Source organism: Pinirhizobacter sp. (assembly GCF_036499745.1).
GTDB lineage: Bacteria > Pseudomonadota > Gammaproteobacteria > Xanthomonadales > Rhodanobacteraceae > Pinirhizobacter.
The window spans coordinates 1-20,034 of record NZ_DASYDG010000006.1 but is presented as its reverse complement, the minus strand read 5'-3'; the positions used below and the strand labels follow the sequence as shown (position 1 = coordinate 20,034).

Annotated in this window: 19 protein-coding genes and 1 other RNA gene; 6 read left to right on the top strand and 14 right to left on the bottom strand. The window is 63.3% G+C overall.

Annotation, left to right across the window (positions count from 1 at the left end; all coding sequences use genetic code 11):
* The first annotated feature begins 89 nt into the window (after positions 1-89).
* On the top strand, positions 90-875 hold the full coding sequence (locus tag VGM61_RS01680; RefSeq protein ID WP_331520974.1) for an SDR family NAD(P)-dependent oxidoreductase: 786 nt from the start codon (positions 90-92) through the stop codon (positions 873-875).
* Position 876: 1 nt separating this feature from the next.
* Here VGM61_RS01680 and VGM61_RS01675 read toward each other — a convergent pair whose 3' ends face one another.
* Positions 877-3,111 carry a TonB-dependent receptor gene (locus tag VGM61_RS01675; RefSeq protein ID WP_331520973.1) on the bottom strand — a complete coding sequence of 745 codons (2,235 nt, stop codon included), beginning with the start codon at positions 3,109-3,111 and terminating at the stop codon, positions 877-879.
* Positions 3,112-3,365: 254 nt separating this feature from the next.
* Here VGM61_RS01675 and VGM61_RS01670 point away from each other — a divergent pair, with 254 nt between their 5' ends.
* Positions 3,366-4,826: a porin gene (locus VGM61_RS01670; RefSeq protein WP_331520971.1), complete on the top strand. Its 1,461-nt coding sequence runs from the start codon at positions 3,366-3,368 to the stop codon at positions 4,824-4,826.
* Here the strand turns inward: VGM61_RS01670 and VGM61_RS01665 are convergent.
* From VGM61_RS01665 to VGM61_RS01650, 4 genes are read right to left on the bottom strand one after another with little or no spacing between them, the layout of a single operon-like run.
* Entirely contained in the window at positions 4,823-6,586 is a 1,764-nt protein-coding gene (locus VGM61_RS01665; protein ID WP_331520970.1) for a M28 family metallopeptidase, read from the bottom strand. The genes VGM61_RS01670 and VGM61_RS01665 overlap by 4 nt on opposite strands.
* Before the next feature lie 55 nt (positions 6,587-6,641).
* Positions 6,642-7,865: a hypothetical protein gene (locus tag VGM61_RS01660; RefSeq protein ID WP_331520969.1), complete on the bottom strand. Its 1,224-nt coding sequence runs from the start codon at positions 7,863-7,865 to the stop codon at positions 6,642-6,644.
* Entirely contained in the window at positions 7,862-10,192 is a 2,331-nt protein-coding gene (locus VGM61_RS01655; RefSeq protein ID WP_331520968.1) for a bifunctional diguanylate cyclase/phosphodiesterase, read from the bottom strand. Before VGM61_RS01655 ends, VGM61_RS01660 begins: the two co-directional genes overlap by 4 nt.
* Positions 10,193-10,198: 6 nt before the next feature.
* A complete protein-coding gene (locus tag VGM61_RS01650) occupies positions 10,199-10,843 on the bottom strand; it encodes a methylamine utilization protein (RefSeq protein ID WP_331520967.1) in 645 nt (214 codons plus the stop codon).
* A 99-nt stretch (positions 10,844-10,942) separates the two neighbouring features.
* Here VGM61_RS01650 and VGM61_RS01645 point away from each other — a divergent pair, with 99 nt between their 5' ends.
* Entirely contained in the window at positions 10,943-11,512 is a 570-nt protein-coding gene (locus VGM61_RS01645; protein ID WP_331520966.1) for a DNA-3-methyladenine glycosylase I, read from the top strand.
* An 11-nt stretch (positions 11,513-11,523) separates the two neighbouring features.
* Here VGM61_RS01645 and VGM61_RS01640 read toward each other — a convergent pair whose 3' ends face one another.
* The 8 genes from VGM61_RS01640 to smpB all read right to left on the bottom strand — a co-directional run bounded on the left by VGM61_RS01640 (position 11,524) and on the right by smpB (position 18,116).
* A complete protein-coding gene (locus tag VGM61_RS01640; protein ID WP_331520965.1) occupies positions 11,524-12,546 on the bottom strand; it encodes an LLM class flavin-dependent oxidoreductase in 1,023 nt (340 codons plus the stop codon).
* The gene (locus VGM61_RS01635) at positions 12,543-13,475 is read right to left on the bottom strand and encodes a hypothetical protein (RefSeq protein ID WP_331520964.1); all 933 of its coding nucleotides are present in this window, start codon (positions 13,473-13,475) and stop codon (positions 12,543-12,545) included. Before VGM61_RS01635 ends, VGM61_RS01640 begins: the two co-directional genes overlap by 4 nt.
* A 113-nt stretch (positions 13,476-13,588) precedes the next feature.
* Positions 13,589-14,728, bottom strand: a complete 1,140-nt coding sequence (locus VGM61_RS01630; RefSeq protein WP_331520963.1) for an acyltransferase — start codon at positions 14,726-14,728, stop codon at positions 13,589-13,591.
* A gap of 61 nt (positions 14,729-14,789) precedes the next feature.
* Positions 14,790-15,242, bottom strand: coding sequence for a hypothetical protein (locus VGM61_RS01625; RefSeq protein ID WP_331520962.1), 453 nt, complete (start codon positions 15,240-15,242; stop codon positions 14,790-14,792).
* 139 nt (positions 15,243-15,381) lie between these two features.
* Positions 15,382-15,507, bottom strand: coding sequence for a hypothetical protein (locus tag VGM61_RS01620; RefSeq protein ID WP_331520961.1), 126 nt, complete (start codon positions 15,505-15,507; stop codon positions 15,382-15,384).
* A gap of 565 nt (positions 15,508-16,072) precedes the next feature.
* Positions 16,073-16,460: a transfer-messenger RNA gene (ssrA, locus tag VGM61_RS01615) on the bottom strand.
* 83 nt (positions 16,461-16,543) lie between these two features.
* Positions 16,544-17,467 (bottom strand): hypothetical protein, encoded by a 924-nt coding sequence (locus VGM61_RS01610; protein ID WP_331520960.1) that lies wholly within the window; start codon positions 17,465-17,467, stop codon positions 16,544-16,546.
* A 157-nt stretch (positions 17,468-17,624) separates the two neighbouring features.
* Positions 17,625-18,116, bottom strand: a complete 492-nt coding sequence (smpB, locus tag VGM61_RS01605) for an SsrA-binding protein SmpB (RefSeq protein WP_331520959.1) — start codon at positions 18,114-18,116, stop codon at positions 17,625-17,627.
* Between the two features lie 68 nt (positions 18,117-18,184).
* Here smpB and VGM61_RS01600 point away from each other — a divergent pair, with 68 nt between their 5' ends.
* Positions 18,185-18,613, top strand: coding sequence for a type II toxin-antitoxin system RatA family toxin (locus VGM61_RS01600; protein ID WP_331520958.1), 429 nt, complete (start codon positions 18,185-18,187; stop codon positions 18,611-18,613).
* 4 nt (positions 18,614-18,617) lie between these two features.
* Complete coding sequence (locus tag VGM61_RS01595; protein ID WP_331521005.1) at positions 18,618-18,863, top strand: RnfH family protein; 246 nt, start codon at positions 18,618-18,620, stop codon at positions 18,861-18,863.
* 4 nt (positions 18,864-18,867) lie between these two features.
* Here the strand turns inward: VGM61_RS01595 and VGM61_RS01590 are convergent, their stop codons facing one another.
* Complete coding sequence (locus VGM61_RS01590; RefSeq protein WP_331520957.1) at positions 18,868-19,332, bottom strand: outer membrane protein assembly factor BamE; 465 nt, start codon at positions 19,330-19,332, stop codon at positions 18,868-18,870.
* A gap of 81 nt (positions 19,333-19,413) precedes the next feature.
* On the opposite strand from VGM61_RS01590, the gene fur reads away from it, so the two are divergent.
* Positions 19,414-19,827, top strand: coding sequence for a ferric iron uptake transcriptional regulator (gene fur / locus VGM61_RS01585; RefSeq protein WP_324348927.1), 414 nt, complete (start codon positions 19,414-19,416; stop codon positions 19,825-19,827).
* Positions 19,828-20,034: the final 207 nt, after the last annotated feature.

The window sequence follows — 20,034 nt, the reverse complement described above, 5'->3', positions numbered from 1 at the left end:
ACTTTTAAAATCAGTGCGTTAACTTTAAGAACTGGCGCTCGGCGCGCACTTTGGGCATGCTCGGGGCGTGAAATTGGCTGGGAAAAAGCATGCAAAGCGGTCTGGAAGGGCGTGTTGTGGTGGTCACAGGCGCCAGCAAGGGCATGGGATTGGCGTGTGCGACGGCATTGGCCCGCGAAGGCGCCACGGTGGCGGGGATTTCCCGGAGTCGCGAGCACCTTGAGCTCGCCCAGGGCGACCTGCACGGCCACGGCCTGGAAATGGCCATTTACGACGCCGATCTATCCGATGCGGAGGCTGCCCGCGACGTGCTCTTGCGTATTGGCCACGAAATCGGGCCGGTCGATGTACTGGTCAACTCCGCTGGCGCGGCGCGGCGCTATCCGGCCGAAGAGCTCGATATGCATGCGTTCGAACAAGCCTTTGGTGCCAAGTACTACACCTACGTCAACGCCATTGAAGCGGTGATCCGCGGCATGGCCGAGCGAGGCCGCGGCAGTATCGTCAGCATCGTGGGGCAGGGTGGGCGGCAAGCCAATGAGGTGCATATCGCCGGTGGTTCGGCTAACGCTGCGTTGATGCTCGCGACGGTGGGCTATGCCCGGGCTTATGCGCGCAAGGGTGTGCGCGTGAATGCGATCAACCCCGGTTACACGCGTACTGGTCGCGTTGAAGAGGGCCTCAACGCCTCGATGCGCGCCACCGGCCGCGACAAGGAAGACCTGCTCGACGAACTGCTGCGCGACATCCCCATGGGACGCATGGCCGAGCCCGCCGAGATTGCCGCCGTCGCTGTATTTCTGGCGTCGGATCTGGCCAGTTACGTCACTGGCGCGATCATCCCCATGGACGGCGGCAAGGCTTCGGTGATCTGACTTACAGTTCGGCGCGGAACTCGATGCCGATGATGCGTGGATCGTTGACGAACGCGGTGCGGTTGTTGAAGTCAATCGCGCCGGTGATCACTTGCTTGCCGGTGATGTTGCGGCTGTAAAGCGCGACCTCGCGCTTGCCGAAGTCCCAGTTATAGCCCAGGCGCAAGCCGCCTTCGAGGAACGCCTTGGACCGGTATTCGGCCGAGTCATACAGGAAGAAGTTGATCTCGCTCCGGTAGTTCCAGTCGGTGTAGACAAAGAATTCGCCGTTATCGCCGTAAGGGATCCCGTAGCGGGCGGTAAAGGTGCCGATCCACTTGGGAGAGTTCGGCAGCACGTTGCCGTTGATCAGCGCGTTGCCCTGGGCATTGAGCGGATCAAGCACCGTGCAGCCGGAACCGCAGATCGCCACGGCGAGGTTCCGATCCTTCAGTTCCGTGTGGTTGTAGCTGCCACCGGCGGTGACGATGAAGTTCGGCGTGAGATACGCCTCGGCATCGAATTCGGCGCCATAGCCTTCGGTCTTCTTCGCATTGAGCAACTGCGTCACGTTGGTGGCGCCGCCTACCGCGGTGAGCTGCTCGTTGTGCATGTTGTACTTGTAGATGTCGGCGTTGAAGCGCAGCTTGCCGTCGGCGGCGAGCGTCTTCATGCCGAACTCGTACGAGGTGATGGTTTCGGGCTTGGCGGTTGAGATGGTGTCGCCGAAGGTGATGCGGCCCTGCACGCTGGGCGCGCGGAAGCCGTTGGCCACGCGCACATAGGCGTTGGTCTTGTCGCTGATGGCGTAGCTTCCGGTGATGTCACCGCTCCAGCGCGCATCGGTGGGCTTGGAGGTCAGCGGACCGAGCGGCCCGTCAAAGCCGAACACGCGGTTGGCCGAGAAATCACGCTTGTCATGTGAGAAGCGGGCACCGGCCCGGATGTCGAAGCGATCGGTAACGTCGTAGTCGGCCGAACCGAACACCGCCCACGCCTTGGTGCGCTGCGACTGTTGCGCCCAGTCGTTGAGGGCGTGGTTGGCCAGCGTGTCGTACGAGAAATTATCGATGGCGATATCTTCGTCGAAGTAGTACACGCCGGTCTGCCATTTCAGGCGCTCGGTCTGGTCGTTGGACAGGCGTACTTCCTGGGTGATCTGGCGGTCCTTCGGCAACGCGTCGGCGGTTTCGGACGGGAAGGGGATCACACCCGGGCCGCTGGGCGGCGCGTACACGGCGCCGTAACCACCGTCGACGTCGCCCAGGCTATAGGTGGTGGCGCGTTCAAGGCCCGTGATCGAGGTCAGGTTAAGGTCACCCAGTTTCCAGTTCAGGTGCAGGTTGCTGCCCCAGGTGAACAGGTGCTGCTTGTTGTTGCCGTCCTGGGCTACCTTGTCGCGGTCGAAGCCCGGCACGAAGCTGGGCTCGCCCAGTTCGATGGCATTGGCGCGGTTGACCATGGCGCTGCCATCGAGCCATCGGGCGTGCACGTTGATCAGCGCGCTGAAATCACTATTGGGTTCGTACAGTGCCTGTACGCGCACGGCGCGATCGTTGTAACCGCCCAGGTCGTCGTTCTTGCCCTTGAAGGTATTGTCGATCCAGTTATCGCGATGCTGGGCGAGCGCCGAGATGCGCGCCGACCACGCAGAGGAAAGCGCGCCGCCGATAGCCGCCTCGGCGTTGGCCGTGCCGAGCGAGCCGTAGGATACGCGGGCGTAACCGGTGGTTTCCTGCGTGGGCTTGCGCGATTCGAACTTGATCACACCCGCCGGGGAATTGCGCCCGAACAGCGTGCCCTGCGGACCGCGCAGTACTTCGACCTGCTCCAGGTCGAACAGGGGGAAACCCTTGAGGATCGGGTTCTCCTGCACGATGTCGTCGTACACCATCGACACCGGCTGCGAGGCATTGAGGTCGAAATCACTGTTGCCCAGGCCGCGGATGTAAAAGCGCGGGAATTCGCGCCCATAGGATGTCTCCGCGTAGACGCTTGGCGCGCGCGAAGCCAGCTGCAGCACGCCATCACCGGCCTGGCCGAAGGCCTCGAGCTTGTCCGACGGCAGCACCGTCATCGAGATCGGCACCTTCTGCATGTCTTCCACCCGTTTCTCGGCCGTCACCGTGATCGTCTGCAAGGTAGCGGGCTTGTCCGCGCGCGGGGCGGTAGCGGTGTCCTGGGCGAAGGCGGGTACGGCAAGGGCAGCGGCGAGGGACAGGGCAAGGCGGGCACGGCGCGGGAAGGCGGTGGGCATCGGCGTGGATCTTTTTTTAGGAAGGGGTTGGCCGGCTCGCCGTGGTTCCCCTCAGGTGGCGGCCGAGACCGGATTATCGCCGCTGGAACGATAGGTTTGAACTACGAATTTTTGGCCAACTTTATAAATCGCTGATTCCATTGCGATTGTTTGCGCAACCTTTTGCGCTCGTTGTCACCACGCGGAAACATCCAGGCCGTACCTTCCGCTTCGTCGCCAGGACCGGCGACGTCGTCGACACAAGGAGCGTGGGCATGAAACGAAGCATCCTGGCCGTGGGGTTATTGGCCGCCATGTCGAATGTCGACGCCGCGGAAGCGGACGTCGAACTTTACGTCGATCAACAAACACGGCAAATCTTTGCCGAGCCGGGGCCGGACCGGACCAGGCTGGGAGCGTTTCGCAAGGTCGAGGACCCCGCTGCTCCGGGCCAAGCCACGGCGCACATCGCTGCGCCGTCAATGGCCGCCGGTGCCACTGCCGTCCGTGGAGCCTCCCCGGCACGCGGTGATCTTCGTCCTGCCGAGGCTACCGTCGCCACATCCACGGCAAGGGTCGCGGCCGTCAAGCCACCTGCCGGGCCGTGGCATGAACGCCTGCAGGTTCGTGGCTATGTGCAGATGCGTTACAACCAAGTGCTTTCAGGTAATGAAGCCGAGCTCGCGACGCCGGGTGATCGTTTCCTTGGTGCGAACCAGTCGTTCGGGCTGCGCCGTGTGCGCCTGGTGATCAGCGGCCAGGTGAGTGAGCGGGTGTTCATCTACCTGCAGCCGGACTTCGGCAGCACACCCAGCGGTTCGAGCACATCCAACTTCGGCCAGCTTCGTGACGCTTATGCCGATATCAGCCTTGACCGCGCCCATGAATGGCGCGTGCGCGCCGGTCAGTCGAAAGTGCCCTATGGTTTTGAGAACCTGCAGTCGAGCCAGAACCGCCTGGCGCCGGACCGCGCCGATGCGCTCAATGCCGGCGTGCGCGACGAGCGCGATGTGGGGTTGTTCCTTTACTACTCGCCGAAGATTGCGGCACAGCGATTCGGCGAACTCACCAAGTCGGGATTGAAGGGCAGTGGCGACTACGGCGTGCTGGGATTGGGCGTCTACAACGGCCAGGGCGCCAATCGCCCGGAGAGCAACGACCGGCGCCACGTCGTCCTGCATGCCACCTGGCCATTCAAACTGGCCTCGGGGCAGTTCGTACAAGTGGGTGCCGATGCCTACGCAGGGCAATACCGGGTAGGTGCGCCGACATCGGTCAAGATCGACGGTGCATCGTTCACTCCCACGGTCGACGCCGGGGCCCAGGGGTCGACCGATCGTCGCGTTGCCGCGCACGTGATCTGGTACCCGCAGCCCTTCGGCTTGCAGGCGGAGTGGACGGTGGGCGAGGGCCCTCAGCTGGATGTCGCGCAGCAGCGCATCCGTACCCGCTCGCTTCGCGGCGGCTATGTTCAGGCGATGGTTCGCCGCACCGGTGCCTATGGCGTGCTTACGCCTTACCTGAAGTGGCAAACCTACCGGGGCGCGGCGAAGTTCGATACCAACGCCCCGCGCATGCTGGTCGACGAACTTGAGGCCGGCGTGGAGTGGCAGCCCTCCAACGCCCTGGAAATCGCCGTGGCCTACGCCAACATGCGCCGCACCAACACGCGCCAGGCGCCGTACCCCCGGGTGCGGGCCGACGTGGCGCGTGTGCAGCTGCAGTGGAACTTCTAGTGCTTCTTCTTCGTCTTCGCGGCGGGCTTGGCAAGCATCGCCTCGCGCGCCGGGCGGAACTCGCTGCCTTCACTCCACGCCGGCCACATGTCGCTGTCGGCGAGTTTCGCACCCACGTCGTAATAGGCCTGCACATTCTGAAGCACGCCAGTGAAGTTCCAGCGCGGGTCGAAGACATCGGCCGGCTGGTGGTAGCGATGGGCCACGTAGTCGGCCACGGCGGCCTCGCCGGCCGCCTTGCCGCCCTGGACCATGTCCACGCCACCACCGGCGGAGAGTGCCGGAACGCCGGCCTTGGCGAAGTTGAAGTGATCCGAACGGAAGTAATGACCCTTCTCCGGTGCGTCGTCGCCGCTGACCACGCGGCCACGGGCGGCAAGGACATCCTTCAGTACATCGTCCATTTGCGACTGGCCCAGGCCCACCACGGACATGTCGTGGGTCGGACCCATGATGTCGATCGCGTCCATGTTGATGTCGGCTACCGTCTTGGCCAGCGGGAACACCGGATGGGCCACGTAGTACTTCGAGCCAAGCAGCCCCGATTCCTCCATCGTTACCGCGGCGAACACGATGCTGCGCTCAGGGTGCGGGTTCTTTGCGGCGAAAGCCTCGGCAATCTCCAGCATGGCGGCGATGCCGGTGCCGTTGTCGACCGCGCCGTTATAAATGTTGTGACCCTTGATCGATGGATCAGTACCCAGGTGGTCCCAGTGCGCGGTGTAGACGATGGCCTCGTCGGGATGCTTGCTGCCTTTCAGCACACCGATCACATTGCTGGAAATGGACGTACCGATCGTGCTGTCGAGCGTGATCGAGGCCTTGGCGTCCAACGGCACGGCCTTGAAGCCGCGCTGGTTGGCCTGTGCTGCAAGCGCGTCGAAATCCTTGCCGGCCTTGGCGAACAATCGCTTGGCCGCATCATGGGTCAGCCAGCCGGCCATGGGCATGCGCGGGGCCGGATCTTCGCTGACGGGAAGATCCAGCCGCGGCATGCTGAAGCCTGATTCGACCACGTTCCAGCCGTAGCCGGCAGGTTCGGTCTGGTGCACGATGAATATGGCGGCCGCGCCCTTGCGCGCCGCCTCTTCGTACTTGTACGTCCAGCGGCCGTAGTAGGTCATTTCCCGGCCCTTGAACAGCGACGTGTCGTTGCCGTTCCAGCCTGGGTCGTTCACCAGCACCACCACCGTCTTGCCTTTCACGTCCACGCCGTCGAAGTCGTTCCAATGCTGGTCGGGCGCGTCCACGCCGTACCCGGCAAAGACGATGTCGGAGTCTTTGAGTTCCACATGGGCCGAGGCATTGAGCGTGGCGACCACCATGTCCTTGCCGAAAGCGAACGATTCGGTACCGCCGCCTTCGGCGACGTCGAGCTTGAGCGTGTCCTGGTGTTGCAAGGTGGTGGTGACCGCCGGAACGGCCTGGAACCATTCACCCTTCACTCCCGGTTGCAGGCCGATGCGCCTGAACTGCTCCACCAGGTAGTTGGTGGTCAGGCGTTCGCCGATCGTGCCGGGTTTGCGGCCGGCAAATTCGTCCGAGGCGATCGTGCGCAAATGGGCTGAGAAGTCGTCGGCGGTGATGCCCGCCTGGAAGGTGTGCGTACCCGGCGGCACGGCCGGTACAGGCGGCGGAGGTGCGGTGGAAGCCCTGGCCGGTGCGGTGGACGCCGCTGCCGGTGCCTGGGTGTCGTTGTGGCTGGAACTGCACGCGGCAAGCGCGGCGACGAAGATGATGAGCCAGGGCTTGCAGTGCATGTGGATGCCTTTGGGCGCAGGGATCGTCGATGGTGCCCCCCCTGGGCGAACCGGGTCAATACAAAAGTCGCGCGCTGACCTGCACCTGAGTGACCTTGACGTGGGGCGATAGGCCATCGCTTGCCAGGTCCGAACGGTAGCTGTCCACGCGCATCAATTCATAGGTGATGCGCAGCCAGTCGTGCGGACGCCATGCCAATGCCGCGGTCAGCGCATTGCCGTGTTCGCCGCCGTCGCCAAAGCTGGAATCGTTGTCGGTGCTGAAGTGCTCCACGCGCAACGCCGGACGCCAGGCACCCTGGTTCCACCCCACCAGCACGAACGCCGAGCGGAAGTGCGTTTGTACGTGACGGGTCCCAGGCAGCACCAGCGTGCCGCCCTCCATCGCCTGGGTGATCCAGGTGATCGGGCCCGATTGCGTGGTGGCCCCGAACGACCAGAACTTCGTGCGCCATGCGCGGAGGCGATCCCCGCCTTCGTAGGGTACGAAGGCACGCGGATCGGCGCCGTTGTCCCAGCGCAGCAAGGTCACGCGCGTATTGCCCGGCGCGCGCCAGGTGAGGTCGGCGTGCCAGCCGATCTGGTTGGTGACGCGGCGGAAGGGGTCGTAGCGTTCGGTAGGCGCCTGGCCATCGTCGCCGGCTTGGTCCGGCAGGCGGATGCGTTCGCCCAGGCCGTAGGTCAGGTCGCTAAGCGACCAGCCGCGAACGGCCAGGATGTTGCCAGCGATCTCGTTGCGTCGGAACAGCGCTCCGGTGATGGCCAGCGAACTGCCCTGGCCGCGCCATTGCAGTTGTCCCTGCACGCCGACATCGCGCAGTTCTTCTCCCACCCAGCTATTGATCGCCGACGGCGTGATAGTCCAGGGACTGGTCCAGCCGATGCCGTCGTTCTCCAGCGATACCGGGGGAAAGAATACGCCGCCCTGTAGTGACCAGCGCCAGGGCGAGAGCGATACGGGGCGATAGCGCAGGTAACTTTCCATCACACCGAGCATGCGGTGATCGGTGGTCTGCGCCTGTACGTCCACCAGGCCAAACAGCGAAGGCGTGGCCTGGGCCGTGACAATCAGGCCGCCGCCGCCAAATTGCAGGCGGGTATCGCCGCTGCCGTAGCGGGTCTTGCCATAGCCGCCTTCGGTAAAACTCGTGGGGGAGGGAGCATCCACCAGGCGTCCATCAAGGAACGCATGGACTTTCACCTCCTGTGCCCACGCCATGTTGCCGCCGACCGCGAGACCGGCGAGAAGGACGCCGCGAACCCTGGCCGATGCGGTCATGGAGGTATGCCGTCGACTAGGAAGCGCTCAGCGAAGGTCTGGGCCGGCATGGCGGCGGCAATGTGGAAGCCCTGGGCGCAATCGCAGCCGACCTCGCGCAGGTAATCCAGCGCGGCCGCGTCTTCAGCGCCTTCGGCGGTGACGCGCAGGCCCAGCCGGTGGCTCAGGTCCACGATCGACCGCACCACCACGCGGTCGCCCTCGTCGCGGCTTAAGTTGCGTATGAAGGTCTTGTCGATCTTCAGTTCGTGGACGGGCATCTGGCGCAGGTAGGCAAAGGAGGATTGGCCGACGCCGAAGTCATCTACGGCAATCTTGAAACCTAGATCGGCAAGCCTGCGCAGTTCCTGAAGGGCACGGGCGGGGTCGGCGATCACCGCGCTTTCGGTGACCTCGAGCGTGAGGACCGAGGTGGGCACGCCATGGGCGGCAGCAAGGTCGCCGATGCGGCGGGTAAGGTCGACGTCTTCCAGGTCGCGGACGGACAGGTTCACGGCGATGTTTATCCGATGCCCGGCGTCGATCCAGGCGCGGGCGCGGGCCAGGGCATCATTGACCACCCAGCGGGTCAGGCGGCTGATATTGCCGGTTTCCTCGGCCACGCCGATGAAGGCGTCCGGTGGCACCGGGCCACGCCGCGGGTGCTGCCAGCGGATCAGGGCTTCAGCCGCCGTGACACGTCCACTGGCCAGGTCCAGCTTCGGCTGGTAGTGCAAGGTGAGCTGGCCCTGGTCGATCGCTTCACGCAGGTCGCCCATCAGCGACAGGCGGTCCGGCCGATGTGGATCGGTAGCGGCATCATAGAAAGCAAGGCCGCGCGTAGAACCTGCCGCGGCGAACTGGGCGACTTCGGCGTGGCGCAACAGCGTGGCGGCGTCTTCGCCGTCCCCGGGGGCGCAGGCAATGCCGATGGCAGGTCCCATGTCGATGCTGAAGTCGCCTTCGACAAAGGGCCGTCCCAGGGCGTCGAGCAGCCGCGAGGCCAGTTCCGTGGCACGCGTGCGGCCGGCATCGGGAAGCCACAACACGAACTGCGTATCCGATACGCGTCCGACGAAACGCGATCCGGCCAGATCCGACAGGCGACTGCCGGCGTCGTGCATCAGCCGGTCGCCCAGGCCATGGCCCACGGTCTTGATGATGTCCGGAAGGCGGGTGATGCCAAGCATCATCAGGCTCGCCTCGGAGGTCGCACGGGGCCGATCGATCGCTGCCTGGCTGGCCACCCGGTTGGGAAGTCCGGTCACGGCATCGTGTAGTGCCTGTTCGCGGATGCGTTGCTCGCGCTGGCCGATGGCAGCGGTCATGGCCTGGAAACTGGCGGCGAGCTGGCCGATCTCATCGGTACGCCGCATCCCCTCCGGCGGCCGGTAGTCCCCCGCTTCGATCCGCCGTGCGGCGGTGGCCAGCATCTCTACCGGCCTTGATACGCTGCGGGCGATCAGCAGTGAGCCGAGCACGCCCAATACCAGGCCGAACACCAGCAGCCCGGCCCAGGTGATCCAAACCGAGCGGTAAGGGCGCAAGGCGTCGTCCAGCGAATAGCCCAGCACCGCGGCGACCTCGGGATCGCCCGTGGCCTGTGGAAAGCCGCGAGCCAGCACCAGGAATTCGCGGCCGCTGGACTGGACCAGTACGGGCGCGTCCGGCAACTGGTTGTTTCCGGCAAAGAAGCCGGGAGGGAGCCGGGCCTCGCCACCACCATGGGCCACCACCGACCAGGGTTTGCCCGCTGGCCGCGTCATCATTTCCACGTCGCGCGGCAGGGTGGAAAGCTCCTGCATGTGGGACAGGAGCTTATCGTCGATCGGAACGCTGGCGACCACCAGGCCGGCTGGCTGCGGGGCGTAAATGGGTACCACCACCTGCCAGAACACCGCGCCGTTCTCCGCGACCACCGCTGCCTTACGGCCGTCGAAGGCGCCCTGCAACAGGGCGGGCCTGGCGAACGCTACGGCGGCCGCGCCCGCATGGGCGGTATCGGCCTGCACCTTGCCGTCCAGCCCCACCAGTTGCATGCGCGTGGCGCCGACCCGGCGGCCGTGGTTGCGCAGGATCGACAGCACCGTACCGTGGTCGCGCTCGCCGATGGCCGAACGCAGGCCGTAGTCCTGCGAAAGTATCTGCACGGACGAGGCCACGCGGGCGGCGATGTCGTCCATCTGTGCCACGAAGGCATTGGAATTGGCCGCCAGCTGGCTGCCGCCCTGCCGCACCAGTTCGCGGCGCGCCACCTCATAGCCCAGGCCCGCCGTCAGCGCCTGTACGGCGATGATGGTCGCCACGAAGAACAGCGCAACCCGCAGGCGGAAGCCCAGGCGCGGCATGGGCGGTCAGTAACCCATGTGTTCGCGGTCCATGCTGGCCCGCGGGTCGGGGAGCAACGTCAGGTGCACCTTGAGCGGCGTGGAACTTCCCTCCGCCACGACCGCCTCGACCCGGGTGCCCTGGTCGCCGGGCTTGAGTTGCGGGTGCCAGACGCGCAATGAGTAGCTACCGGGCGCAAGGCTGTCGAATTGCGCGTTGCCGTCTTTGCCCGACAAGCGCGCAGGCTTACTGGTGACGAATAGATAGTTGATCATCTCATCGTGGATGTTGCAGCCCACGGCGATGATGCCGCTGCCGTCGATGGTCAGCGGCGGGGAACTGGTGCCCGGGCGAAGCACGTATTCAAAGCGCTTGAGGTCGGAAAACGAATACACCTGGTGGCGGGTATTGTCCGAATTGCGGAAGACCACCTGGTCGCCAGGTCGCATGACCTCCACGTAGGGTATGAAGGTCTCGTCGCGCTGGTCGATGGTGTGTGTGGCCGGTGCAGAGGTGGGAGTCGCCGTATCGCCAGGGGATTCCAGCGTGACCACGGCGCTTTCGGCCGGATGCCCGTGTCCGTCGTCCACGTGCACCACCAGGGTGCCCCCGTAGGCGTTGGCGGCCAGGCCCATGACGAGCCCCGCCAGTGTTTGGTATGCCCTGCGCATGCCGTTTTGCATCCCCTTGGAAAGCACCTCATGGTAGCCGGGCTGAGGCCCTACAATGCAAGCCATTGCCGACATCGGCGTGGGAACCCAGGTTGCATCATGGCCAAGGAAGTCGTTCGCTGTGCGTGGGCGGGTATCGACCCAAAGATGTGCCACTACCACGACACCGAATGGGGGGTGCCCATCCATGACAGCCGTTCACTGTGGGAGAAGCTGGTGCTGGACGGTTTCCAGGCAGGGCTCTCGTGGAAAACCATCCTGCACAAGCGCGACGCCTTCCGCGAGGCGTTCGACGAATTCGACCCCTCGATCATCGTTCGTTACGGCAAGCGCGATGTGAACCGCCTGATGGCCAATGCCGGCATCATCCGCTCGGCGTCGAAGATCGCTGCGACGATCGGTAACGCACGGGCCTTCCTCGATATGCAGGAAGCTGGCGAAGATTTCGCCGATTTCGTGTGGGACATCGCAGGCGGCAAGCCGCTTCGAAACGGCTGGACATCGACCGCGCAGGTGCCGGCGCAGACGGAAAGCTCCGTGGCCATGTCCAAAGCGCTGAAGCAACGGGGCTTCAAGTTCGTCGGCCCCGTCATTGTCTACGCCTGGATGCAGGCCACCGGCATGGTCAACGACCACGTACAGGGCTGTTTCCGATATAAGAAGGTTTGACCTTTCTGCGGTTAGTGCCTGCGTATCACGTCGGCGGCGAAGCGCTCCATTTCTTCCAGCTGAGGGCTCATCTGCAGCAGAAGGAGGTCAAGGCCCACGTCTTCGAAGGCCTTGATGCGATCCCTCACGTGCGCTGCCGTACCCACCAGCCCTGGTCGAAGGCCACGGTTGGACACTGAATATTCGCGGATCTTCAGCTCGCGCTCGAGCTGGGTTCCCGACAGCCACTGGTCGAAGTTGGCAAAGCCCGGGGCGTCTGGGTCGAGCGTGGTGATGCGCTCCACTTCAGCCTGGGCTTCCTCGTCGCTGCCCCGCACGATGGCATAAGCGGCCATGCCATAGATCATCGGCGGCAGACCGGTCTTCTCGCGGCGGGCGCGCATGTCGGCGATCTTTTCGGCGATCACTTCAGGTTCGTCGCCGTGCATCACGTAGGCGTCGCAGCGACTGGCGATGAGGTTCTTCGCAGCTTCCGATTCTCCACCAGCGTAGATCGTCGGCCGCGGCGATGACTTCGGCTTCGGCTCGCAGATGGCATCGGTCAGCTGGTAGCGTTCGCCCTGGTGGTTGAAGGGCGTTTGCGACCACAGGCCGTCCACCACGGTAAGCCACTCGGCCGTGCGGCCGTAGCGGTCGTCGTGCTGGTCAAACTGCAGGCCATATTGCGTGGCTTCGTCGGCCCACCAGGACGACACCACATTCAGCGCCAGGCGGCCGTTGGAGATGTTGTCGATGTTGGCCGCGGCCTTGGCGAACAGCGCCGGCTGATGGAAGTTCGGACGCACCGCCACCATGATTTCCAAGGTTTTGGTGACGGCAGCGAGGGCTGCGGCGCTCGACCAGGCGTCCATGGCCGGTTCCCTGACGCCCTTGATGTCATTGAGGTTGAGCTCGGCAATCAAGGTAAGGTCGTAGCCAATCTCCTCGGCGCGACGGCAAAGCCGGCTGAAATAATCCCAGCTGGCCTCCATGTTTTCATCGCGTACATTTCGCAGCCAGCCGCCGAAGACGGGTGCCCAGAATCCGTATCTCATGCTGCTTCCCCCTGATGTGCGTGGATGGCCTGGACGAGGTAGTCGGCAAGCTTTTCGTGCGGATCCCAGCCCAGCACGGTTAGCGGGTCGGCGACGAAGTTCGACAAGCCGTTGATGTCGTAATAGCGGCGTGCGCCGTCACGGTCGTCCACCATGAACTCGATGCCGCCGATGTCCAGGTCTGATGCCCGCGCGATGGCTTCGGCCTCGCGGATGGTTTCCATGTCGGGTTTGAATTCAACCGCGCTAACCGTGGGCTTGTCGACCAGGCAGAAGTCGGCCGGGCACAGGTCGAAGGTGCCACCGTCGGTATTCAGGGCGATGGCGTAGAGGAACTTGCCGTCAAGGGTTTCCATGCGCACCGCCTGCGCGTTGCGTGCCGGCACGTATTCCTGCACCAGGCAGACACCGTCGATGCCGGTCGGCGTGGTGCTGGCGGCCACCGCCGCGCGAAGTTCATCGACTGAGTCGTAGCGAACCACACCGCTGCCTGAGCCGCCGATATTCACCTTGACGATAATTGGGAAGCGTAAGCCCCGGCTAGCCGCCTCAAGGTCACCCCTGCGATGGACCACGCGCGTGGCGGGAATCCCCAGGCCCTGGGCCTGGATCACCGACATCTGCCGGGCTTTGGAAGTGTCCACACGGAGCGCCCGCGTGCCGTTGATCACCCTGGCGCCGTTCAACTCCCAATGCGCATAGAGCGCCTGCGCATAGAAGATGGGGTGTTCGTCCTGGCGCAGGAACGAGCTCATGGCCAGTCGGCTGAAGATCACCGGCGCCGGCGGCGTGCGATCGGCCAGGTCGAACAGGTGGTCTTCGAAACGGATGGCCCGGTAGGGGATGCCGCGGCGGTCAAGCGTGGCGAAGAGCGGTTTGAACCACTCAGGGTGCTCGTAGACGATGGCCAGCGGGGGAAGGGCGGGCATGGGGAAGTCCAGGGACGGGGTCCGGCATGGTTCACATGGGTTGCTGCACGTGTCAAGCCGCAAGATCGGGCGGACGTCTGGACGTCTGCCTGCAGCCCGTCCGGCGCCTGGCATCAGGGCGACCCTTCGAGCGGGAGAGTGTCCCTGTGCACTGGCCTGGGCCGCCTCGCGGCGAGGTTCGATATCTTCTTGCCAAAAGCGTTTACGGGAACCTCGATGTATTGATGGACACCGGATGCGACCAGGAGGGTCAAGCCCAGGCAGATCATCCAGGCAAACGTAAACGAAACGCGATGATCGATCAGTATGGGCATGACCACATACCCGATCGTCGAGTGAAGCAGGTAGAGCGGGAAGCTGATGTCCGCCACGAAATCCAGGACCCTGCTATCACGGAACCTGTCTCGAAGCACATAGCACACGGAGAACAGAACCAGTGCATAGGTGTAATTTTTCGCCAGCGGTCCACCGACGCTGCCCTCGTAAGACGCCGTGATTGTCAGGAACAAGATGTAGATGATGGCTCCATAACCAAGCGCGGCCCCCATGGCCAATTCGTTGTAGAGGACGTAATAGAACAGGCAGCCCAGGAACATGAAGGTCATGAACTTCATGTCCGACATCAGCAATGACAGGAAGGATGCCGGGTTCGAACCATGGGCGGCAAAGAAAACCGCTACGCAGCACAAAGCCAGGAAGCCGATGGATAGCGCCAGCACTTTGTGGGCGTTTCTTCCAGCCAGGAATATCAGTGCGAAGATCACATAGAACTTCACTTCCACCGCCAGCGACCAACAAACGAAATCCAGTGAGGGTATGCCCGTCGAACTATGCAGCAGTGGCAGGGTCTCCAGCAGATACTTCAAGCCGATCCTGTCTGACAGCGGCGTGTGCCAATACCCCGAACAGATGAAGTACATGGAAAGGCTGATGAGCAAGCAGAACCAATAGACCGGATAGATGCGAAAGAACCGCCTCACCAGAAATGTACCTGTCGAAATGTTCCGCAGGCTTATGGGTATGACAAACCCGCTAATCAGGAAGAAAACGCCAACACCGAAAACACCGTAGTAGAAGCCGCCTTGCCCTGGTGACATGACGTGCTGCGCGTAGCCCGGCTTCACCGGTACAAAGTTTGCCGGTACCCCGATGATCGTGCGCACGGCAGGCGAGAAGAAGATGCCCCAGTAATGGTAGATAACGACCGATAGCGCGGCGATCGCGCGCAACTGATGGGCAAACTTAAGCTTCATGTCCGATGCCGGTCGCGTCCCGCCGCAGATCGGTGAGTGCGCCCAAGGGCCGGAAAGGTTGCTACGGTAGCGGGCCGAAGTGGATATAAGAGGACACGGCGCGATAGAGCGTCCAGATGGCGCCAAGCGTGATGACGCCGCCCATGATTTTTGTTCGCAAGGTCCATAGGCTATCGACCGTAACGGAGAGGTCCCCGACTTTGGTGTCGAGACGGTCGAACTTGACCTGGAGATGATCTACCCTCTTGTCGAGACGGTCGAATCTGACATCAAGATGGTCAACCTTGGTTTCCAGCTTCGTCTGGCGTTCCTCAAGGCGCTTCTGCCCTTCCTCGAGTCGGGCCACGGAACGATCGAGCCGACCCACGGTGTGGTGTATGTCTACCAGGATCGACATCGCCAGTTCGCCATCGAACGCGCTGGGCGTGAGCGCCCGACGATCGGCGTAGGTTGCCATCGTTAGCGGCGGATGCCGACGATGGCGTGATGGTTGTTTCTTCCTTGCCAAATCCATGACTCCTTGCTTCCGGGGAGACCCGGCGGCGCGCCACATGGCGCTGTCTTTTATAGCCGCGGCAGCAGGAGGATTTTAAGTCGTCCTGGACAGGAATACTTGTCAGATCCGGGCGTCGCCCATGTAGGTGGTGGACTTTTTAGCGAAGGAACGCTTCCACCGCACCCTTGAACGTGCCGGGCTCGTCCTGGTAACTGAAGTGGGCGCTGTCCTGAAGCACGACATACTTGCCGTGGGGCATCTGACGGGCAAGCGACGCGCCCATCGTGCGCCTGAAGCTATAGTGCACAAAGTCACGCACACGGATCAGGCGAATGAACGCGCCGGCATTTACACCCTGGCCTGGTCTTCCGCCACGGGGATAACGGTCAACCAGGGCAGCTCCATGTCGCCGGGTACGTTCATTCGCCACCGTAGCTCGTCTGCCGGGCCCGTTTCAGGAAAGGGTAGGGGGCGGGCGAGCCAGGGTCGAAAGTCCGCACAAGCACGGCCGGGCATACGCCCGCCTGGTCGCCCGCCATAAAGGCGGTAGAACCACGCGTCCCGCAGATTCACTGCGGGACGCGGGGCTTGCGCCGGGCTTTCGACACCCGGTTGCCGGTTTCCCAGCAACCCATGAATGATCCCGACTACAGCGCTGCGGTTCCATACGGATTTTCTCAAAGTTGCCCGACACATCCCATCAAACGATGCTCAATCACTCGGGTGCCGTTGTAGAGATGCTCCGAACTGGATGGCCTGCCATGCCCGCGCGCGCCATGACTGCGCAAAGTCACAAACGCCACACAAGAAAAAACCCCTTGCGGAAGGCAAGGGGTTTTGACGGAACGTGGTGGAGGTGGCGGGAGTCGAACCCGCGTCCGAAGGCGTTTAACCCCCAGTTCTACATGCTTAGCTCACCGTTGGATCTCGTTACCTGACAGCACGGCGTGCGAAGCGCACCAGGTAACCAGCCCGTTGGATTTAATCCGCAGCCGCCGGGCCGGCAACGTTGGACTGTCTCATGATAATGACCCTACACCGGCGAGCATGAGCACAAGACCGGTTCGGGGAAGGGCCTTTATGGGGCCACAGAATTAGGCGGCGAGAGCCACCTGATTCACTTCGTAATTGCTATCGTTGGCAATTATGGGTTTTGCGACTGGTTTAACGAGGAAAGTCACCCCCTCGGCATGCACCAGGCGATCGCACTACCCCCGTCGAAGCCAGGACACCCCCGGGGAAAGCTTTGAAAGCCGTCTGCAGTATATAGGGACGCGGTACGTTTACCCAAGCGCCGCCGCGGCCCCGTTCAGTTTAGTTCAGTCGCAGAAGTCGCCGGTATGGCCCTTGGAGATCACCAGCGGTGGCGCGAATAGATACGCCACGCATTTCCCGGCCGACGCCTGCTTCTGGGCCTCACTGGCCACCTTGGTCACCCGGCTACGGCAAAGCCCGGCGGAGATCGATCCGACGGCGGGAATGGCTGCAATGATGTCGCACAGGCCGGCGGCGCCTTCCACGGAACTGGCAAGGCTCGTTTCCAGTTTTCCGAGATACACATAAGGGAGTGGTTCGAAGATCACCCGGGGATCGGCCACCACGGGATAGTTCGTGCCGGGAGCCCGATGATCGGTCTGCTGGACGATGGCGCCACCGTCAAGGACATAGCGCGTGGCGATGGCATTGCCGGCGGCGTCACGAGCCCAGGGCGCATTGATCTGGCCCAGGGTGACGACAGGCTGCCAGTCGTGGCCCGCGGCACGTCCGCCGGTCACACGGTGACCGATGATGACGCCGCCGCCGTCGTCGAGGGAAGCGACCACGTTCCCGCCCAGCCTGTACGTGGCTTCGGTGGCTGCCGCGGGGTTGCGCATCACGGTGGTTACCTGGATGCCATCGGTGAGCGCCGTCGTGGTGAGGTCCACATCAGGATCGAGCGTACTAAATACCTGTGTCCCGTCGTGCGTGATCTGGCCAGTCGCGTGGACAACGGGCAGTTCCAGCCACCAGCGCGATCCATCGGATGCAGGTGGCATCTGTAGCGTACCGAAGGCGTCGAGGCCGGCACTGGCCGTGGCGTTGGCCACCGAGGCAGGTATGTCGGTTGCGGGCGAGAACTGGCGAACAAGTTCTGCCGTGGCCTGGGCTCGCTCGAGTGGGTTTTCGATCGGGGCGGCATTCGCTGCGATGCCGATGAGCCCAACAACAAGAGCGGCAAGGGAAGGGAGAGTGCGATGGGTCATGACGATTCCTTCAGTGAGTGAGCCACCCGCGCCGCGTTGGCGGGGGTGGCACATCCACGTTAGGTATCGCGACTACCGGTGTAAGTCGGTACTGAGCGCGACGTGTGTCAGTTCGCGAAGCTTAAGTCAGCGCAGTGAAAGTACACGCCGTCGGCGATCATCCCATGCGGTTGTGCGCACGCATCACGCGCTGCTTGTCCACCTTCCACTCCCGTTCCTTCTCCGAGGCGCGCTTGTCGTGTTCCTGCTTGCCGCGGGCCACGCCAATCTCCACCTTTACCTTGTTGCCCTTCCAGTACATGGCGGTGGGCACCAGGGTGTAGCCCTTGCGCTCGACGAATCCCATCAGGGTGTCGATCTCGGCACGGTGCAGCAGCAGCTTGCGCGTGCGGCGGTCCTCGGCGATGACATGGCTTGAGGCCTGGATCAGCGGCGGGATCGAGGTGCCCACCAGGAACAGCTCGCTGCCCAGCACCACCGCGTAACTGTCGGTGAAATTGATGCGGCCGGCGCGCAGCGCCTTCAGTTCCCAGCCCTGCAGGGCGATACCTGCCTCGTGGCGGGAGTCGATGTGGTATTCGTGACGGGCACGCTTGTTCAGGGCGATTGTGCCGCCGGCTGCCTTGTCCTTGTCTTTTTGCTTGGCCATCTTCGCTAAAATCGGTGTTCTTTCATGGTGGGGCAGGCCTTGGGCCTCCCAAAAGGATGCGTGGTTCCGTGACCGAAATCCGCCGCAGCGCGCTGGTGCCTTATACCCCAGCGCAGATGTTCGACCTGGTAAACGATGTCGAAGCATACCCAAAGCGCTTCGGCTGGTGTGACGCCGCCACCGTGATCGAGCGCGATGGCGATGTGCTCGTGGCCCGGCTGGACCTGAAATTCGCCGGTATCCGCCAGTCGTTCACCACCCGAAACACCCCGGAGCGGCCGCATCGCCTGACGATGCATTTTGTTGAAGGCCCGGTTACCTCGCTCGAGGGATTGTTCGAATTCACCCCGTTGGGCGAGCACGGCTGCAAAGTGGGGTTGCTGCTGGATTTCGAATATGCCGGCATTGGCAGCAGCGTACTGAAGATGGGGTTCCAGGCCCTCGCCACAAGGATGGTGGACGACTTCAGCGCCGAGGCCGCCCGCATCTATGGTTGAGCACATCGCCATCGAAGTGGCGCGGGCGTTCCCCGATCGCCAGGAGGTGCTGGCACTCACCGTGCCCCTGGGTACCACGGCCGCGCAGGCAGTGGCCCTGGCCGGCTGGCCACCCGCGACGGCGCTTGGAGTGTTTTCGCGACGGGTCGATGCAGATCACGTATTGGCCGAAGGTGACCGCGTGGAGATTTACCGCGAGCTCACCCTCGATCCGAAGGAAGCCCGCCGGCGGCGGGCTTCACGGCGCTGACGCTTTACTTCTTGTCGTCGCCGCTGCCGCTGCCGAAACCGCCGTCGTCGCTCTTCTTGGCGTCCGGGTCGGTGTTCTTGTCGCCCTTGGTTTCCGTGGTCGGGTAATCCTGATGGTACTTTTTCTGGTCCTTCAGGAGGGCCGCGGCGTCGGCGGCGAAGAAATCGCCCTTGGTGCTCACCAACACATCGTTGTTGAAGGCCAGGCTGAAGGTCCGGACCTTCATCTTGCCGCCGCGGTGGGCCACCGTGGAGACATAATCCCAGCGATTCTGGTTGAACGGTGAGCTCACCGAAGGCGACCCCATCAGCACCAGCACCTGCCGCTTGGTCATGCCCGGCTGGAGCTGCTCGACGGTTTTCTTGTCGAGCAGGTTGCCCTGCTGCACGTCGGGAACGTAAACGAGCCCGCAGGCGGCAACCGAGGATGCGAGGATTGCCATGCCCAGCGTGCGGAGGAGCTTTTGCATGCGTAGTGCGTCCGGATCGTAAAGCGTTGGATGATACACTAAGCGCCCTAAGGCACCGTGCTTTCAAGAGGGGTGAGACAGATGGATCAGGAAACCAGGGAATTGCGCAAGGCGGGCCTGAAAGTCACCCATCCCCGGATGCGGATCCTGCAGATTTTTGAGGATTCCGAGGCACGTCACCTGACCGCCGAGGACATCTACAAACACCTGCTGGCCCACGCCGAGGACATCGGCCTTGCCACCGTGTACCGGGTACTGACCCAGTTCGAAGCGGCCGGTATCCTCATGAAGCACAATTTCGAGGGCGGCCAGGCCGTTTACGAACTGGACCGCGGCAAGCACCACGATCACATGATCGATGTGGACAGCGGAAAGGTCATTGAGTTCGTCAGCGAAGAGATCGAGCGCCTCCAACACGAGATCGCCGAGAAGCACGGCTACGTCATCGAAGACCACTCCCTGGTCCTGTACGTGCGCCCCAAGAAGCGCCGCTAACAGCCCTGGGGCGTGGCGGTGTGAGCCGTCGGGTGGCATTTTCGTCACTAAGTCCTCGTCGGGCTTCGCCCTCCTTCGGAAGCGTGACGAAAACGCCACCCAACGACTCCTCCAGGCGCTAGGTCAGCCTGTGGGACCAGCAGGGACGGGGTACTTGCATCCCGCGCGCTGCCTTGCTCTGCACGGCACCTGATGAGCCGGAGGGAG

Excerpts from the sequence above, each read along its gene's own strand:
- VGM61_RS01680 (WP_331520974.1), top strand. The coding sequence starts at position 90 with ATGCAAAGCGGTCTGGAAGGGCGTGTTGTGGTGGTCACAGGCGCCAGC.
- VGM61_RS01620 (WP_331520961.1), bottom strand. The coding sequence starts at position 15,507 with ATGGGCGCGTCGCTTGCCCGTCAGATGCCCCACGGCAAGTATGTCGTG.
- VGM61_RS01655 (WP_331520968.1), bottom strand. The coding sequence starts at position 10,192 with ATGCCGCGCCTGGGCTTCCGCCTGCGGGTTGCGCTGTTCTTCGTGGCG.
- VGM61_RS01635 (WP_331520964.1), bottom strand. The coding sequence starts at position 13,475 with ATGCCCGCCCTTCCCCCGCTGGCCATCGTCTACGAGCACCCTGAGTGG.
- VGM61_RS01660 (WP_331520969.1), bottom strand. The coding sequence starts at position 7,865 with ATGACCGCATCGGCCAGGGTTCGCGGCGTCCTTCTCGCCGGTCTCGCG.
- VGM61_RS01645 (WP_331520966.1), top strand. The coding sequence starts at position 10,943 with ATGGCCAAGGAAGTCGTTCGCTGTGCGTGGGCGGGTATCGACCCAAAG.
- VGM61_RS01665 (WP_331520970.1), bottom strand. The coding sequence starts at position 6,586 with ATGCACTGCAAGCCCTGGCTCATCATCTTCGTCGCCGCGCTTGCCGCG.
- VGM61_RS01590 (WP_331520957.1), bottom strand. The coding sequence starts at position 19,332 with ATGCAAAAGCTCCTCCGCACGCTGGGCATGGCAATCCTCGCATCCTCG.
- VGM61_RS01610 (WP_331520960.1), bottom strand. The coding sequence starts at position 17,467 with ATGACCCATCGCACTCTCCCTTCCCTTGCCGCTCTTGTTGTTGGGCTC.
- VGM61_RS01630 (WP_331520963.1), bottom strand. The coding sequence starts at position 14,728 with ATGAAGCTTAAGTTTGCCCATCAGTTGCGCGCGATCGCCGCGCTATCG.
- VGM61_RS01675 (WP_331520973.1), bottom strand. The coding sequence starts at position 3,111 with ATGCCCACCGCCTTCCCGCGCCGTGCCCGCCTTGCCCTGTCCCTCGCC.
- fur (WP_324348927.1), top strand. The coding sequence starts at position 19,414 with ATGGATCAGGAAACCAGGGAATTGCGCAAGGCGGGCCTGAAAGTCACC.
- VGM61_RS01625 (WP_331520962.1), bottom strand. The coding sequence starts at position 15,242 with ATGGATTTGGCAAGGAAGAAACAACCATCACGCCATCGTCGGCATCCG.
- VGM61_RS01670 (WP_331520971.1), top strand. The coding sequence starts at position 3,366 with ATGAAACGAAGCATCCTGGCCGTGGGGTTATTGGCCGCCATGTCGAAT.
- VGM61_RS01650 (WP_331520967.1), bottom strand. The coding sequence starts at position 10,843 with ATGCGCAGGGCATACCAAACACTGGCGGGGCTCGTCATGGGCCTGGCC.
- VGM61_RS01640 (WP_331520965.1), bottom strand. The coding sequence starts at position 12,546 with ATGAGATACGGATTCTGGGCACCCGTCTTCGGCGGCTGGCTGCGAAAT.
- smpB (WP_331520959.1), bottom strand. The coding sequence starts at position 18,116 with ATGGCCAAGCAAAAAGACAAGGACAAGGCAGCCGGCGGCACAATCGCC.